This is a genomic window from Sphingomonas azotifigens NBRC 15497, assembly GCF_002091475.1.
GTDB lineage: Bacteria > Pseudomonadota > Alphaproteobacteria > Sphingomonadales > Sphingomonadaceae > Sphingomonas > Sphingomonas azotifigens.
In genome coordinates, this window is sequence record NZ_BCTR01000002.1 from 1 (window position 1) to 15,358 (window position 15,358).

At 67.1% G+C, this 15,358-nt stretch carries 14 protein-coding genes and 1 pseudogene; 8 read left to right on the top strand and 7 right to left on the bottom strand.

Annotation, left to right across the window (positions count from 1 at the left end):
• A pseudogene (locus SAZ01S_RS01390) lies at positions 1–215 on the bottom strand (transposase); the annotation flags it as partial.
• Between the two features lie 304 nt (positions 216–519).
• Between SAZ01S_RS01390 and SAZ01S_RS01395 the strand changes: the two are divergent.
• From SAZ01S_RS01395 to SAZ01S_RS01410, 4 genes are all read left to right on the top strand, one after another.
• Positions 520–1,056: an RNA polymerase sigma factor gene (locus tag SAZ01S_RS01395; protein ID WP_084579495.1), complete on the top strand. Its 537-nt coding sequence runs from the start codon at positions 520–522 to the stop codon at positions 1,054–1,056.
• A complete protein-coding gene (locus SAZ01S_RS01400) occupies positions 1,040–1,984 on the top strand; it encodes a FecR family protein (protein WP_084579331.1) in 945 nt (314 codons plus the stop codon). The genes SAZ01S_RS01395 and SAZ01S_RS01400 overlap by 17 nt, the downstream gene beginning before the upstream one ends.
• Before the next feature lie 97 nt (positions 1,985–2,081).
• Positions 2,082–4,997 carry a TonB-dependent receptor gene (locus SAZ01S_RS01405; RefSeq protein WP_084579333.1) on the top strand — a complete coding sequence of 972 codons (2,916 nt, stop codon included), beginning with the start codon at positions 2,082–2,084 and terminating at the stop codon, positions 4,995–4,997.
• Positions 4,997–6,661, top strand: coding sequence for an FAD-dependent oxidoreductase (locus SAZ01S_RS01410; protein ID WP_084579335.1), 1,665 nt, complete (start codon positions 4,997–4,999; stop codon positions 6,659–6,661). Before SAZ01S_RS01405 ends, SAZ01S_RS01410 begins: the two co-directional genes overlap by 1 nt.
• A gap of 436 nt (positions 6,662–7,097) precedes the next feature.
• Here the strand turns inward: SAZ01S_RS01410 and SAZ01S_RS01415 are convergent, their stop codons facing one another.
• From SAZ01S_RS01415 to SAZ01S_RS01425, 3 genes are all read right to left on the bottom strand, one after another.
• Positions 7,098–7,391, bottom strand: coding sequence for a (2Fe-2S)-binding protein (locus tag SAZ01S_RS01415; protein ID WP_084579337.1), 294 nt, complete (start codon positions 7,389–7,391; stop codon positions 7,098–7,100).
• A 75-nt stretch (positions 7,392–7,466) separates the two neighbouring features.
• On the bottom strand, positions 7,467–8,264 hold the full coding sequence (locus SAZ01S_RS01420; protein WP_084579339.1) for a MipA/OmpV family protein: 798 nt from the start codon (positions 8,262–8,264) through the stop codon (positions 7,467–7,469).
• Between the two features lie 141 nt (positions 8,265–8,405).
• Positions 8,406–9,722 (bottom strand): MFS transporter, encoded by a 1,317-nt coding sequence (locus SAZ01S_RS01425; RefSeq protein WP_084579341.1) that lies wholly within the window; start codon positions 9,720–9,722, stop codon positions 8,406–8,408.
• A 181-nt stretch (positions 9,723–9,903) separates the two neighbouring features.
• Between SAZ01S_RS01425 and SAZ01S_RS01430 the strand changes: the two genes are divergently transcribed.
• Both SAZ01S_RS01430 and SAZ01S_RS01435 read left to right on the top strand, forming a co-directional pair.
• On the top strand, positions 9,904–10,788 hold the full coding sequence (locus SAZ01S_RS01430) for an AraC family transcriptional regulator (RefSeq protein ID WP_245824492.1): 885 nt from the start codon (positions 9,904–9,906) through the stop codon (positions 10,786–10,788).
• 113 nt (positions 10,789–10,901) lie between these two features.
• Positions 10,902–11,816 (top strand): SDR family oxidoreductase, encoded by a 915-nt coding sequence (locus SAZ01S_RS01435; protein ID WP_084579345.1) that lies wholly within the window; start codon positions 10,902–10,904, stop codon positions 11,814–11,816.
• Between the two features lie 45 nt (positions 11,817–11,861).
• On the opposite strand, the gene SAZ01S_RS01440 is transcribed toward SAZ01S_RS01435, so the two are convergent.
• On the bottom strand, positions 11,862–12,767 hold the full coding sequence (locus SAZ01S_RS01440) for a LysR family transcriptional regulator (protein WP_084579347.1): 906 nt from the start codon (positions 12,765–12,767) through the stop codon (positions 11,862–11,864).
• Positions 12,768–12,910: 143 nt separating this feature from the next.
• Between SAZ01S_RS01440 and SAZ01S_RS01445 the strand changes: the two genes are divergently transcribed.
• Positions 12,911–13,411, top strand: coding sequence for a DoxX family protein (locus SAZ01S_RS01445; RefSeq protein ID WP_084579349.1), 501 nt, complete (start codon positions 12,911–12,913; stop codon positions 13,409–13,411).
• Between the two features lie 6 nt (positions 13,412–13,417).
• On the opposite strand, the gene SAZ01S_RS24695 is transcribed toward SAZ01S_RS01445, so the two are convergent.
• Both SAZ01S_RS24695 and SAZ01S_RS01455 read right to left on the bottom strand, forming a co-directional pair.
• Complete coding sequence (locus tag SAZ01S_RS24695; RefSeq protein WP_167693029.1) at positions 13,418–13,867, bottom strand: xanthine dehydrogenase family protein molybdopterin-binding subunit; 450 nt, start codon at positions 13,865–13,867, stop codon at positions 13,418–13,420.
• Entirely contained in the window at positions 13,867–14,802 is a 936-nt protein-coding gene (locus tag SAZ01S_RS01455) for a LysR family transcriptional regulator (RefSeq protein ID WP_084579351.1), read from the bottom strand. The genes SAZ01S_RS24695 and SAZ01S_RS01455 overlap by 1 nt, the downstream gene beginning before the upstream one ends.
• Before the next feature lie 90 nt (positions 14,803–14,892).
• On the opposite strand from SAZ01S_RS01455, the gene SAZ01S_RS01460 reads away from it, so the two are divergent.
• Complete coding sequence (locus SAZ01S_RS01460) at positions 14,893–15,306, top strand: hypothetical protein (RefSeq protein ID WP_084579353.1); 414 nt, start codon at positions 14,893–14,895, stop codon at positions 15,304–15,306.
• Positions 15,307–15,358: the final 52 nt, after the last annotated feature.

Consider the following 15,358-nt stretch of genomic DNA (forward strand, 5'->3'; position numbering starts at 1 on the left):
TGACGGGGAGAGGCTGGAGGAGCCGGTATCAACGCAGCCTGGTATAACCGGCGCAGGTATCTGTCGCCTTGCTTCGATAGGCCGACCAGCTTCGTCTTTCCGCCCGCGGACTGCTGCTTTCGGGTCTGGCCGAGCCGAGCGGCAGATTGTCGGCCCGATTTGAACTGCTCGGGGTCAGCAACGGTAGCGGCGATCGCGGTAATGACACCGCGCCCGAGACGAACCGCATCATGGGGCGCTGCACCGCCTCACCTATGGCTTCGGCATCGAGGGCATCGGCTTGCCGTGCAGCTTCTGCACCAGCCCCGTGGCACCGGCCTCGTCTATGCCGCAGGCCTGGAACACGCTCGGAAGTTTTGAAGTGCTTATCCGATGCTGTCGAGCGACTCCCTCTCGGGCACACCCGCATGGCATCTGCCAACTGGCGGCGCTATTTGGTGCTGACGGAAAATGCGCCCTCATGTCTCGAAGGATGCGGAGAGGAGAGCAGCCACGGAACGGACGGCATTGGCGGCATGGGTGGGGCGGGAGATCCTACCCCACGAACGCGACCTTCGTGGTTGGTTGCGGTCGCGCGTCGTGGCGACCGAGGACGTGGAGGACATCGTGCAGGAATGTTATTGCCGGCTTTCACAGCTCTCCGACGTGTCCCATATCGCCGAGCCGCGGGCCTATTTGTTCGCCATGGCGCGGAACCTGGCCCACCGGCAGCGGCAGCGCGCCCGCGTCGTTCGGATCGAGCCCATTGCCGAAGGCGAGGGACGCGAACTGGCGAGCGACCTGCCCTCGCCGGATCGGATTGCGGCGGGGCGCCAGGAACTTGATCGGGTGCGCGCCGCGCTGGGCACCCTCTCCCACCGCGCGCGCAGGATCTTCCTCCTTCGTCGCGTCGACGGGCTCAGCCAGAAAGAAATCGCCGCACAGCTGGGCGTGACCGAGGCGGTGGTGGAAAATGATGCCAGCCGCAGCCTTCGCGCGATCCTGCGGATGCTGACCGAACCGGACGAGATCGTCCCCCCGGCGACGGAGGAAAGAGCCCATGTCCGATCGCGTTGAGCAAGCGGCCGCCGAATGGGCGCTGCGCCACCCGCTCGATCCGGCGGGGGAGGCCCAAATCGAGGCGTGGCTGGCGGAAGATCCCGGCCATGCGGGCGCGCTCCTGCGCGCAATGGCCGGGCTGAGCCTCGTCGATCAGGCGATCGCACCGCGCGCGGATCGCATCGAGCCGGCGCGGCCGTCGTCGGAGGTGCGCCGCCGGTTTCTCGCCGGCGCAGGCGTCGCGCTCGCCGCGAGCATCACCGGGCTGTTCGGATGGCACTATTGGCGCGCGCAGCATGTCGAAACGGCACGCGGCGAGATCCGCCGGCTTCCGCTTGCCGACGGATCGGTCGCGATGATCAATACCGACAGCGCGCTCAGCGTCGCCCTGGAGCGGAACATCCGCCGCATTTCGCTCGATCATGGCCAGGCCTGGTTCCAGGTTGCCAAGGATCGCGCCCGCCCGTTCGTCGTGGATGCCGGCATCGCGCTCGTGCGGGCGGTGGGAACCGCCTTCTCGGTGGAACGACGCGATCAGGGCGTAATCGTCGCCGTGACCGAGGGGACCGTGGCGGTTTGGGCGGCAAACGCCAGCGGCGCGATGACGATCATCGATGCAGGCCAGTTCGCGCGCTTTCATGCCGGTGCAGCAACGCCCGTCGTCGGCACCGCACCTGCCGCGATCACCCGTGCGCTGGCCTGGCGCAGCGGCGAGATCGCGCTGGAGAATGAAACCGTCTCCAACGCGGTTGCCCAGTTCAACCGCTATAATCGCCAGCAGCTCGTGATCGAGGATCAGCAACTGGCGCATGCGCGGCTGATCGGCCTGTTCCAGATCGACAAGCCCGGTGATTTTGCCGCCACGCTGGCCACATCGTTCGACGCACAGGTAACCACAACGCCCCAGGAAATCCGCATCGCGCGCAAAAAGGCGGAGGCGCGCTGACGGAATCGCCGGCTCGCCGGCTCGTACGGTGTGAGTGCCTCGAAACAGAAGGCGCCGCACAGGGAGAGGTTCACCGATGGTTTCCTTGCGTTCTCCAATGATCGGCTCCGCGACGCTGGTCGTCGCCTCGGTTGCGCCGATGGCTGCCGCGACGGCGCAGACCCGCCAATTCGACATATCGGCACAGCCGGCCCGTACCGGGATTCCCCGGTTCGCGCATCAGGCCGGGATCCAGATCCTCGTGCCGGGACCCTTGGCGGACAACCTCCGGGTCAATCCCGTGCGGGGATCGCTCGACGTCGCCGCGGCGCTGCGCCGCCTGCTCGACGGAACGGATCTGGTGCCGGTGCGCGCAGGGGGCGCGATCGTGCTGCGCCGCCGCGCGGCCAACGAGCGGGTGTCGCTCACCCCCGCCGTCGCCCAGATCCAGCCTGCGCCGATGCAAGTGACGGCGGAGCCTGCGCCGCAGCAGGAGCCGAGCGGCGGCGAGGAGATCGTCGTCACCGGCATCCGCGCCTCGCTGCAGCAATCGATCAACGTCAAGCGCGCTGCCGGGAACATCGTCGACGTCATCACCTCGCAGGACATCGGCAAGCTTCCCGACCAGAATGTCGCGGAATCGATGAGCCGGATTACCGGCGTCCAGATCACCCGCAGCGAAGGCGAAGGATCGAACTTCACCGTGCGCGGGATTTCCCAGAACCGGCTGGAGATCAACGGCCGCTCGTTCCTGGGTCCGAGCAGCGGCGGCGGCGCCTCGCTCGAATCGCTGAGCCCCGAAATCATTTCCAGCATCGTGGTGAGCAAGACCCCCACCGCCGACATGCCCGAAGGCGCGCTGGGCGCCACCGTCAACCTGAAGACCAAGCGTCCGCTCGAGCTGGGAGACTTCGTGGCGAGCGGCCGCATCCAGGGCATGTATGCCGACCAGGCCGACAAGCTGGGCTATCGCGGGTCGGCACTGGTCTCGAAGACGTTCGGCGAGCGTTTCGGCATCCTGGGCACGGTCGCCTATTCCGATATCCACACCCTGGCCTATGGCTTCGACAGCGGCGGCTGGACGCGGACCAACGCCATCGACGGCAATGGCGACGGCGTGGACGATGCGGGGCTGGTCCGGCCCAACCGGCTGATGCAAAAGGTGGACAAGCGCGACCAGCGCCGTCTGACCGCGCAGGGATCTGTACAGTTCCGCCCGGACGACCATTGGGAAATCATCCTCGACGGGACCTATTCGCGGCTCGATATCGGACGCGTCGGCATCAACAACCAGATCCTGCTCAACGACAATGACAGCGGCGCCAAGGCCGATGCCAGCGGCACCATCGTCAGCGGCACGCTCAACAACGTGACGGTGCGTCCGCTGATCTACGACGCCCCCACCCTGCTCAAATCGACCAACATCGGCTTTTCGACCGCGTACAAGGGCAGCCTGGTCGAGGTTTCGATGGACGCTTCGTACAGCAAGGCCAGCTCCGAACCCGCAAACGGCAGTTCGATGACCTATGTCGTCGTGCAGAAGAACGGCAACGTCGCCAACGCGAGCTTCGACTTCCTGACCGGCAATGCCGTGCCGAACATCGCCCTCGCCACCAACTTCAACGCGCTCGATCCCTCGCAATATCGGCTGAACTCGATTTTCGACGGGGCCATCGTCACCAACAATGACGGCTTCGACGGCCGGGTGGACTTCAAGATCCACACCAATGCCGGGCCGCTCTCCTCGGTCGAGCTCGGGTCGCGCTTCGAGCATCTCAGCCTCTATTCGGAGGCGCCGCAGAACATCCCCGGCGTGGCCGGGCTGCTGGCGCTGGGCGACACGAATGGCGACGGGATCATCTCCGTGAACGAGCTTCCCGGCGTCCGCTACAGCGGAACAATCGACTATTATCCGGGCGTGGGCGGCACCTTTCCGCGCCAGCTGCTCGACGGGCATCTCGATTCCGCCGCCGCCCGCGCCGCCTTCCACCTGCCCAAGCCGACCGCCGAGACGATCCCGCTGGGACGGGTATCGATCAAGGACGTGACGCAGGATACGCTGGCGTTCTATGCCAAGGGCAATATCGAGACGACGATCGGCGGGATGGCGCTGACCGGCAATGCCGGAATGCGCTATGTCAGCCAGGAGCGGCTTTCGTCCGGCTATCTGTCGGACACGCAGCCGACGGCGGCCAAGCCTACCTTCCATTATTGGCTGCCCAGCGCGAACCTGTCGCTGGCGATCCGCGACGATCTCAGCTTCCGCGTCGCCGCGGCCAAGGTGGTGGCCCGGCCCAGTCTTGCCGACGTCGCGGTCAGCTTCGTGCCACTGCTGGTCTCGCGCACCGGCAACCGCGGCAACCCCAATCTGCGCCCGTACGAGGCGACCCAGTATGACGCGACGCTCGAATGGTATTTCGCGCCCGCCAGCGCGCTGACCGGCGCGCTATTCTACAAGAACGTCGATTCCTTCACGATCAACCTGACGCAGGAAGAATTCATCCCCGGCGTGTCCGAAACCTATGGGACGTTCCAGATTACCCAGCCGGTCAACGGCGAATCGGGCAAGATCAAGGGCTTCGAGCTTGCCTTCCAGCAATCGCTGCGCTTCCTGCCTGCGCCGTTCAACAATCTCGGCGTCCAGGCGAACTATACCTATGTGGACAGCGAGACCCCGCTGATCGACGAAGCGACCAAGGCACGCCTGCCGCTCCCCGGGCTTTCGCGGCACAGCTACAATCTGATCGGCTATTACGAGGACAAGCTGCTGTCGCTGCGCCTCGCCTATATCCATCGCAATGCCTATCTGCAGGGCCAGGGCAGCGCGGCGGCGGGCGGCAGCTCCTATGCCGCCGGCCGCGGACAGCTGGACTTTTCGGGCCAGGTCAACCTGACCAAGAAGGTGCGGCTGACGCTGGAGGCGATCAACCTCACCAAGGCGGGCGAGGTGCAATATCTGCAGAACCGCAACCGGCTGCTGAGCAGCGCGCGCGAGGATCGGCGGGTGTTCTTCGGTCTGGCAGCGACCTTCTGATGCGGTCGCGCATAACCCGGTTCGCCAGCGTCGCCGCCGCCCCGGCACTGGCCGTCTTCGCGCCGCCCGCGGCAGCCCGCGATGCCGCGCCGGCGGCCGACATTGTCGTCTATGGCTGCACCGCGGGCGGGGTGATGGCGGCGATCGAGGCGCGCCGGCTGGAGCGGACGGTGACGCTGGTGTGCCGCGACTCCTATCTCGGCGGGATGACCACCAATGGGCTGAGCTGGTCCGACACCGGCAACCACCGCGCGATCGGCGGGCTCGCGCTCGAATTCTATCGCCGGGTGAAGCGCCACTACGACGATCCCGCCGCCTGGACCCACGCGCCGCGACCGGCACGGGCCGAGAACTTCATCGACGACGGCGCGATGTGGCAGTTCGAACCCAAGGTCGCGGAGCGCATCTTGGAGGATTGGGTGCGCGCCGCCGGCGTCCGAGTGGAGCGGCACCAGCCGCTCGATCGCAGCCGCCACGGCGTAGAGCGACGCGGCGCGACGCTGATTGCCTTTCGATCGAAGGCGGGACGGCGCTTCGCCGGACGCATGTTCATCGATGCGAGCTATGAAGGCGACCTGATGGCGGCCGCCGGCGTTTCCTTCACGGTCGGGCGGGAGGCGAACGCCGCCTATGGCGAGACGCTGAACGGGGTTCAGCTCGGCAGAACGACCAACCACCAGTTCACGCTCGACATCGACCCGTACAGGGTGCCCGGCGATCCCGGCAGCGGGCTGCTGCCGCGAATCAGCGCCGAGAAGCCGGCACCGGACGGCAGCGCCGATACCAAGATCCAGGCCTATACCTACCGGTTGTGCCTGACCGACGTGGCGTCGAACCGCCTGCCGCTGCCCAAGCCCCCGGGGTATGATCCCGGTCAATATGCGCTGCTCCAGCGCTATATGGACGCAGGGTATCGCAACTTCTTCCAGAAGTTCGATCGCATTCCCAACGGCAAGGCCGATGTGAACAATTTCGGCGCCTTCTCCACCGACAATATCGGCGGGAACTATCGCTATCCGGAAGGCAGCGATGCGGAGCGCGAGGCGATCGCGCGCGCGCATGTCCGGTACCAGCAGGGCCTGTTGTGGTTCATGGCGCACGATCCAGGGGTGCCGCCGGAAACCCGCGCCGAGATGGGTCGCTGGGGCCTGTGCCGGGACGAATTCGTCGCGAATGCCGGCTGGCCGCGCGAAATGTATGTCCGCGAGGCGCGACGGATGGTGTCCGATTTCGTGATGGCGGAACCGCAGGTGCGCGGCCTGCAGCCGACGCCGCGGCCGATCGGCATGGGCTCGTACCAGATGGATTCGCATAATACGCAGCGCATCGTCGACGCCCGCGGCCATGTCCGCAACGAGGGCAATATCGAGGTGCCGGTCGGTCACGCCTATCCGATCAGCTATGATGCGATCGTGCCGAAGCGCAAGGAGGCGCAAAACCTCCTGGTCCCGGTCGCCCTGTCGGCATCGCACATCGCCTATGGGACCATCCGGATGGAACCGGTCTTCATGATCCTGGGCCAGTCTGCGGCGGCTGCCGCGGATCTGGCGATCAAGGGCAAGCTGCCCGTGCAGACTGTCCCCTATGCGCGGCTGCGGCAGCGGCTGGTGTCGGAGGGGCAAATTCTGGCGCTCGAAAAAGGATCTTATACCAGGCTGCGTTGATACCGACTCCTCCAGCCTCTCCCCGTCATCCCGGCGACAGCCGGGATCCATTCGCCACTCGGTCTCAGCAAACCCCGACAGCGAGACCGCAATGGACCCCGGCTGTCGCCGGGGTGACGATGTGGAGAACGAAGATAGGTTCTTCTCCGTGCAGGTTGGTATTAGCCTGCACGCCGCGAACGCCACGCGGATCTGCGCAATATCATCGACGCCATGGACATCTGTGACGATGGTCTCGACGTTGCCCTTGCCATCATGCGCGAGCGCATCGCGCCACGGCTGTCCCAGCAGGGCATCGAATTGCGCTGGCGCGATACGGCGCGTCGCCCACTGCCCGATCTCGATCCCTCGCAGCTGGTCCAGTTGTTCCGGATCGTTCAGGAGGGAACGACCAACACGCTGAAGCACGGCCGCGCCAGCCGCATCTTTATCGATCTCAGGTCGGGGGCGAACAGCGTGCCACCCAGGCATTGCGCACTGCCTGCGCCCGCGGGCCATCGACACCTTCGATCGTCGTCACCTCGGCCGTACCCAGCGCGTTGCGCGGCACCGAGCAGGACCGCACCGGGGCGCCGTCGAGATGGACCGTGCACGCACCGCATTGGGCGGCACCGCATCCATATTTCGTGCCGGTCAGATGGGCCGTGTCGCGCAGGACCCAGAGAAGCGGCGTCTCGCCATCCGCCTCGATCCGGTGGCGCTGCCCGTTGACGGTGAGCAGATAGGGCATGGTGGGGCTCCAGTCGGGTGTTGGTCGCCAGGGCGAGCCCGGCGCCGGCCGTCCTCGGCCTGCGCCGGGCTGCATTCAGAAGCGATAGGCGAGCATCAGGCCGGCGATCGGCTGCCAGCGGCTGCCTTCGCGCGTGACCGGGCTGTCGGCCGCATCGCCCACCAGATAGCCCGCGCTGGCATGGGCGATCACGCCCAGATGGCGATCGAACCAATAGCCCGCGGTCACCCCGCCGCCGACGTCGCGCAGCCCCGATCCCGGGCGGTAGGCCGCGAGCCCACTCGCCGCCGCGCCGGCCGCGTCGATGCCGAAATAGGTGCGGGTATAGTTCGCATCCGCCCAGGTCGTCCGCAGGTCGAAGGACAGGAACAGGTCGCGGCGCTGCACGGCGGCGTAGGAGGCGCTTGCGGTCGCGAGCAGGCCGTCATGCGTATCGGACACGTCATGCACGACGGACAGTTCCAGCTGCACCCCGCCCTGCCCCTGGGCATTGCCGCCGATGTGGTAGCCGACGAACCCGCCCGCCTCGACCGCGGTGCCGATCTCGGGAAGCCGGCCGAGCCGCCCGTCCACATCCTGTCGCGGCAGGCGCGGGCCGATCACCGGCCCGGCGGCGAAGCGCGGATCGGACACCAGATCGACACGCGCACCAGTGCCGCGGAGCTGGAAGTTGACCCCGCGCCAGCGGATGTCGGCGGTGGCGAAAGGAAAGGGGCGCACGTCGCCGGCGCCGTCGAACTCGGGCACCACCCCGGCACCGAGCGCGACCATGCCATGGGCGCCGCCGTCCTCGGCGGGGGCTTGCTGGGCATAGGCGGTCGCGCTGGTCAGCGCAGTGGTCCAGGCAAAGGAAAGCAGCAGCAGAATACGCATGGTCGAAACTCCTCGTCATGGGGGTAGCCGCCGGAGGCAGGGGGGTGGCCTCCGGCGGCGGTTCGAGGGATCGCCCACCGCCCAGGGGCGGCGGTGGGTGCTCCCTCGCCGGGTCTGCGGTCTGGCGCCGCAGACCCGATCTCAGGCCATCGCTGGTTTCCCGGCGGCGGCGATATGGCGGTTGGCGACCAGCATGGCCGCGGCGGTGAGCACGCTGGCGATCGGCACGAGCAGCAGGCCGAAGCGCAGGCCGTGGCGGATGCCCGCGTCGCCCGCGGCATCGCTCGCCGCGCCGACGAGCAGCGGCGCCAGCGTCGGCCCCAGCAGCCCCGACGCGATCAGGACCATGCTCGAGGCCATCGCCTGATGGCCGGCGCCGGCGACCAGATGCGCGGCGCCGAAGGCCCCGGGCAGCATGAACGCGAAGGACAGCATCGTAGGCACGAGCAGCGCGGTCGCGAGCCAGCCGATCGGCACGAACAGCGCGACGCTGGCGGTGGTGCCCGCCACCAGGAACAATGTCGCCGGCGTCGCGAGCAGGAAACGGTTGCCTGCGCTGCGCCGCCGATCGAAGTCGCGCCCGCCCAGCAGCGTGCCGACCAGCCCCATGCTGCCCTGGAGCAGCCCGAAGGCGAGGCCCGCCTGCGCGGCGCTGAACCCATGGACACGGATCAGGAAGCTCGCGGCAAAGGCGTAGAAAGGCGCGGACGCAAAGCCGACGCCGACGGCGGCGAGGAGCAGCCAGCGAAACGCGCGCGACGCCAGCAACACCCTGCCCGTCTTCAGGAACGGAACGCTTTCCCCTTGCTGCCGCAACGGCGGGGTCGGGCCCATGCCGGCGACGAGGATGGCCAGAACGGCCCCCGCGATGCCGGCGCCGAGCAGCGCGGTCCGCCAGCCATGCGCATCGGCGACGACGCCGCCCAGCGCGAAGCCCAGCATCGTGCCGAGCGGAATGCCCATCGAAAACAGCCCGAGCGCGCGGCCGCGACGATCCGGTGCGATCCGCCGGGCGATCAGCGCGTGCGCGGCGGGAATCGCGCCGGCCTCGCCGAGGGCGACGCCGAAGCGGCTGGCGGCGAGCGCGGCGAAGCTGGTGGCGAGCCCGCCCAGCCCGGTCATTGCGCTCCAGACCAGGACGCAGCCGAGCAAGACCAGCCTGGGCGAGCCGCGATCGGCCGTGCGGGCGATCGGCAGCGAAAAGAGCGTATAGCAAAGCGCCGATGCCAGGCCGGTTACCAGGCCGATCTGCGCATCGCTCAAATCAAGATCGCGCTTTATCGGTTCTATCAAGATAAACGGTAATATACGGTCAACCTGACATACAATACTTACCAGCAACAGCGTTCCAACGAACCCAACTTCTCTATATCCACGAAGATGAAACACCTCATTCGCCACGACCTCGCCCGCGGATTGGTACAAATTTCGGGTTGACGGGATCGCTGGATCTGTCATCTTCGGGAAACACCTCGGCTTATCTGCGCCATCAAGTTAGAAGGTGTCTTCGATGACCAGAATGCCGGAAACCGCGAAAATCTTGCCTTTTCCTCCAAATGGCGCGGTGCGTGGCGGGGCCGCGCACGCCCGGCCCGTCGCGCCGCCGGACGATCGCGCCGCTGCAGCCTTGCGGGAGGCTGTGTATGCGCACATCGATGCGGGGGGTGGCGGCGAGGGGCTGTTTCCGCTGCCGGCGCCGGAAGTGCACGTCATCCGCGCGAAGCGCCATGTTCCCGCGAACCGGCAGATCTATCTGCCGTCGCTGTGCGTGGTGGTCGAGGGTCTCAAGCAGATCGAGTTCGGCGACGACTCGCTCGAATATGGCGCGATGGAATGCCTGATCGTCAACATGGAGATGCCGGCGTCGGGCCGCATCGTCGGGGCGTCGCCGGGGGAGCCCTTCGTCGGCATGACGATCGACTTCAACCTGGAACTGCTGCGCGAGGTGCTCGAACAGCTCGAGCAGCGGCCCAAGCCCGGCAAGCATGACGGACCCAGCATCTTCGTGACGCGGGTGACCGATTCGCTCGCCGATTGCCTCGTCCGCATGCTGCGGCTGACCAAGACGCCCGAGGCGGTGCCCATCCTGTTCCCCTCGTTGATGCGCGAGGTCTATTACTGGCTGCTGACCGGGCCGCTGGGCGGGGAGATCTGCAAGCAGCTCATCGCCGACACGCATCTGGAGCGGATCACCCGCGCGATCCGGCTGCTGCGCGAACGCTTCGCCGAGAAGCTGCGGATCGAGGATCTCGCGGAGGCCGCGGGGATGAGCCCCTCCTCCTTCCACCAGCATTTCAAGACGCTGACGCTGATGACGCCGATCCAGTTCCAGAAGCAGCTGCGGCTGATGGAGGCGCGCCGGCTGATGCTGGACAATGCGGCGAACGTGACCGCGGCCGCCTATCAGGTCGGCTATGAAAGCACGTCGCAGTTCACCCGCGAATATAGCCGCACCTTCGGCATCGCGCCGAAGCGCGACGTGCTCGAGCGCAAGGCGCTGATCGCGGCGGTGACAGGGCGGTAGCGCCCGCTGCGCCACGAAAGCGAGGATCGGACAGGTTTTCCGTGGCTTCGGGCAAGCGGGGCGCCGGGCGCCTCGCTATTCCGGCGGCAGTTGCACCTGATCCGAGAACAGACATGAATCGTTGGACCGCCGCCGACATCCCCCCGCAGCATGGCCGTTCGGCCGTCGTCACCGGCACCGGGGGCCTGGCCCTGGAGGACGCCCAAGCGCTCGCCCGCGCGGGCGTCGCGGTGGTGATCGCCGGTCGCAACCCCGACAAGGGCGCCCAGGCGGTTGCCGCCGTCCACGCGGCGGCCCCGGGCGCGACGGTACGGTTCGAACTTCTCGACCTCGCCAGCCTGGAATCGGTCGCGCGGTTCGCCGAGCGCCTGGCGGACCAGCAGGAGGGGCTGGACCTCCTGATCAACAACGCCGCGGTCATGGCGCCGCCGACGCGGCTGGAGACCAGCGACGGCTTCGAACTGCAGTTCGGCACCAACTATCTCGGCCATTTCGCGCTCACCGCCCGACTGCTGCCGCTGCTCAAGCGGGGAACGCAACCGCGGGTGGTGACGCTGAGCAGCGTCGCCGCACGCGGCGGCGCGATCGCTTTCGAGGACCTGCAGGCCGAGCACAGCTATCGGCCGATGCCGGTCTACAGCCAGTCCAAGCTGGCCTGCCTGATGTTCGCGCTGGAGCTCAGTCGGCAAAGCCATTGGCACGGCTGGGGCATCGCCAGCATGGCGGCGCATCCCGGCATCACCCGCACGGACCTGATCGCGAACGGCGCGGGTCCGCAGAGCGTCTCCGGGCGGCTACGACGCTTCCTGCCCTTCCTGTTCCAGCCCGCCTGGCAGGGCGCGCTGCCGACGCTCTTTGCCGCCACCGAGCCTTCCGCGCAGGACGGCGGCTATTACGGCCCCCACGCTCTGGGCGGCACGCGCGGCTATCCGGCGCTCGAAAAGCCCCCTGCCCCGGCCCTGAACGGTGTTTCGGCAGCGCGACTATGGGAGGAATCGTGCAAGCTTGCAGGCGTCCGGTTCGCTTGAGCTATGTCCCGCATCGCTCGGTTCGCCGATGAAGCCAGAGGCGGCTTACAGCCGGCCCTCCGCCTGAAGTCGCTCGAACAACGCGGCCAGCCAGTCGGCGAACACTCTCGTCCGCGGTGATACGGTACGGTGGCCGGGGTAAAGCACCGATATCGGCATGGGCGGCGGCGGAGAATGCTCGAGGACAGGGACAAGCGCGCCCGCATCGATCTGGTGCTGCACGCGATAGCGCGGAACCTGGATGAGTCCGAAACCGGCAACGCCCGCCGCCGTGTAGAGTTCGGCCCCGCGGACGGTGACGTCGAAGGGCAGCAGCACCTCTCGCGTCCCTCCGTCCGCCACAAAGTCGAGCGCGTATGGCTGGCCGGAGGCGGATGCGGCGTAGGCGACCATCCGATGGCTGGGAAGATCCTCCAGCGCCGAGGGCATGCCGAAACGGTCCAGATAGTCGGGACTCGCCAAGGTAGCCTGCGTGGATTCCGCTACCTTCCGGCCAACGAGCGAGGAGTCCGGCAGCACTCCCGCGCGCAGCACGCAGTCGATGCCTTCCTCGACCAGATCCACCATGCGATCGGCCTCGCTCAGCCGGAGCTCGATCGCCGGATGCTGGCGCAGGAAGTCGGGAAGCGCCGGCAAGACGAAAAACCGCGCGAGCGTGCCCTGCATGTCGACGCACAACGGCCCCTTGGGTTCGGACGGTCGAAATCCACTTTCGATCGCGTCGAGGTCCGCCAGAAGCTGGACGCATCGGCCATAGTAGACAATCCCATCGTCCGTCGGCCGGACAGCGCGGGTCGTGCGCTCCAGCAGCCGCGCACCGAGATGCCCTTCCAGTTGCTGGATGGCGCGGGTGACCGTGGCGCGGGGGAATCCCAGGTCTCTCGCCGCGCCCGCAAAATTTCCGCGTTCCACGATCCGGACAAAGAGCCGCATGGTTTCGAAGCGATCCATGCGCCCTCAGATGCGCCGATAGGCATCGCACATCAACCAGAGATTGTTGCTGCACATGGAATGGTGAATTCAGCTCCAACTGCTTGAGCGGCCGCACTTCCACGATACTGTTGTCTTCAACGAAACATGTAAAGGAGTTGGACATGGCGGCCCCATCCTTCCGCGCGACGACGCAAGCGCCTCGACTGCGCTTTCCCGCCCTCGAAGGTTTTTACGTTCGCGGGCGCGTGGCAAGCTATGTTCTGCTCCGGATGGCCTTCGGCATCACCATCATGACTCACGGGCTGCCGAAGCTGACCGGCAGCCCCCATGGCTCCATGGCCGATCCAATGGCGGGATCGGCCCACCTGATCGAGAACGCGCTGGGCCTGCCCTTCGCACCGCAACTGGCGTTGGTCGTGGCGCTGCTCGAAAGCTTTGGCGGGCTGGCGATCGCAATCGGCTTCGCGACTCGCCTGTTCGCGCCGATGCTCGCGGTCCAGATGGTGGCAATCTGCTTTGCGCTGGGGCCGACCTATCCATGGATCGATCGAGGTATCGAATATCCGATCCTTCTCGGCGTCGTCGCGCTGCTGATCGCCATGCACGGGGCGGTCGCCTGGTCGCTCGATACCCGCTTGGGGATATCTGCTCGGGCTGCTTGACGGACGTCACCTCGATCGGCGGGACCGTGCCGATCCACAGGCGAGACCAGCCTGTCGAGCGCAAGGGGCAGGTCCCGTGCCCACTTGCCCGTCGCATTGAACACCGCATTGGCGGCCGCTACCGCCACCCTGTCGTTCCGATTTCGCCGATCTAGCGCGCGCCGAGCGGGGTGCGGGATCGGGAATGTCGGTCCACAGCAGGTCGATGTCGGGCACGTCGCGATGCACGGGGACGTGACAGTCGGCGAGCGACATGCGCATGATGCGGCCGCTCCGCTCGTCGAGCGGCATCTCCTCGAGCGGCGCACCGCTTTCGGCGTTCGCGCTCAGCTCACGCCGCCCTGCCCGGCGCAGGACCGCCTTGTCCAGCTCGGCAAACGGCCGCTCGGAACGGAGCGCGTCGGCCGGGATTGGCCAGTGGTGCCCGCGCGAAGGGCGCCATGCGGCGGCGGTCATCAACCGAGATATCGCCAGTCTGTCGCCACCGCCTTGAGACCATCCAGCACGGAGCGAACCCGCGATGGGGTATGGCGCCGCTCCAGGCGTATGGCGTGAATCGGCGTCTCCTGCACGCGCCACGCACGCAGAAGCTCGACAACCCGACCGTCGCGCAACGGCCCCAGGCCGACCCAGGCGGGTATCCAGACAAGCCCCAAGCCTTGGCGCATCATCGCCCAGATCGCGCCCAGATCCTCCACCACGATGCGCGGGCGCGGCACGTGTCGAAACAGAGCGCCGCTGCCCGGATCGGCGAATTGCCACCCCATCACGCGCCCCGAGCCGGGATCGCGAAAGCCGATCTGGTGGTGCGCGTCGAGGTCCGCCGGTGATTGCGGCGTGCCCATGATCTCCACATAGCGCGGCGTCGCGCACAGCACCCACGGGAAGCTGCCGAGTGGCGTCGAGACCATGTTCGCATAGCCGGCAAGCGCACCGAAACGGATTGCGATGTCGATGCCCTCGGCCGCGAGATCGAGCGTGCCGTCGTCGATCTTGAGTTCGAGCTCGATGTCCGCGTTCGCGCGAAGGATGGCGGGCACCTGCCGCGCCAGTCTGGCGCGGAGGAAGGGCGCCGGCGCGCTCAGCCGGATTCGCCCGCCGGACCCGCTCGCCTTCGCATGATCTAGAAGAGCCTCGAGCCTTTCCGCCTCGCGAAGCAGGTCGCGCGCGCCTTCGAGCAGGCGTTCGCCCTCGGGCGTCAGCGAGATCGCATGGGTGGTGCGATGGAGCAGCCGCACCGCGTTCGCCTTCTCGAAGCGGGAGACTGCCTTGGACAGTGCCGAGGTCGTCGTGCCTGCGCGGCGCGCCGCCTCCGCGAACGATCCCGCATCCACCACCCGCGCGAAATGGAGCAGGTTCAGGAGCCTCTGAACGTTGGGCGGTGTGGACATGGCGGCAACTCGATCCTGCTCCCAGCATCCCTACACGCGCCGTGCGCATATCGCGATACTAGCCTCATGGAAATTTGGAGGTGTACGGGAATGCAAGCGAACGAGCTCGACGATATCGCCCTGGACGAAGCCGCGCGGGCTATTGGCGGCGGCCCAATGGTGATGGTGAATCTCGTGAAGTTCCGCGAGGTGCCCGACTATCCGGATAGATTCACCGCGGCAAAGCCGGATTCTCGCAGTGGCTATTACGAGGGCTATGTCGGCGGCTTCCGCGCCGCGTGCGAAGCCGTCGGCGTGACGCCGCAGCTGCTCTATGCGGGCCAGCGCATCCACGGCCTGCTTGCCGGACCGGACGACCATTGGGACGACATCGTCGTCGTCCGCTACGAAAGCTTCGCTGACCTCCGCGCGATACTCGATAGCGACGTGTACGCCCGCCGCGCCAAGCCGCATCGCTTCGCCGCGGTCGCAGACTGGCGCTTCATCGCGACCCGGGCACGTTGATGGGCCGTATTGATATGGCGGCAACGCCGCTAAGCCAGGAAGGCCGCGCCCG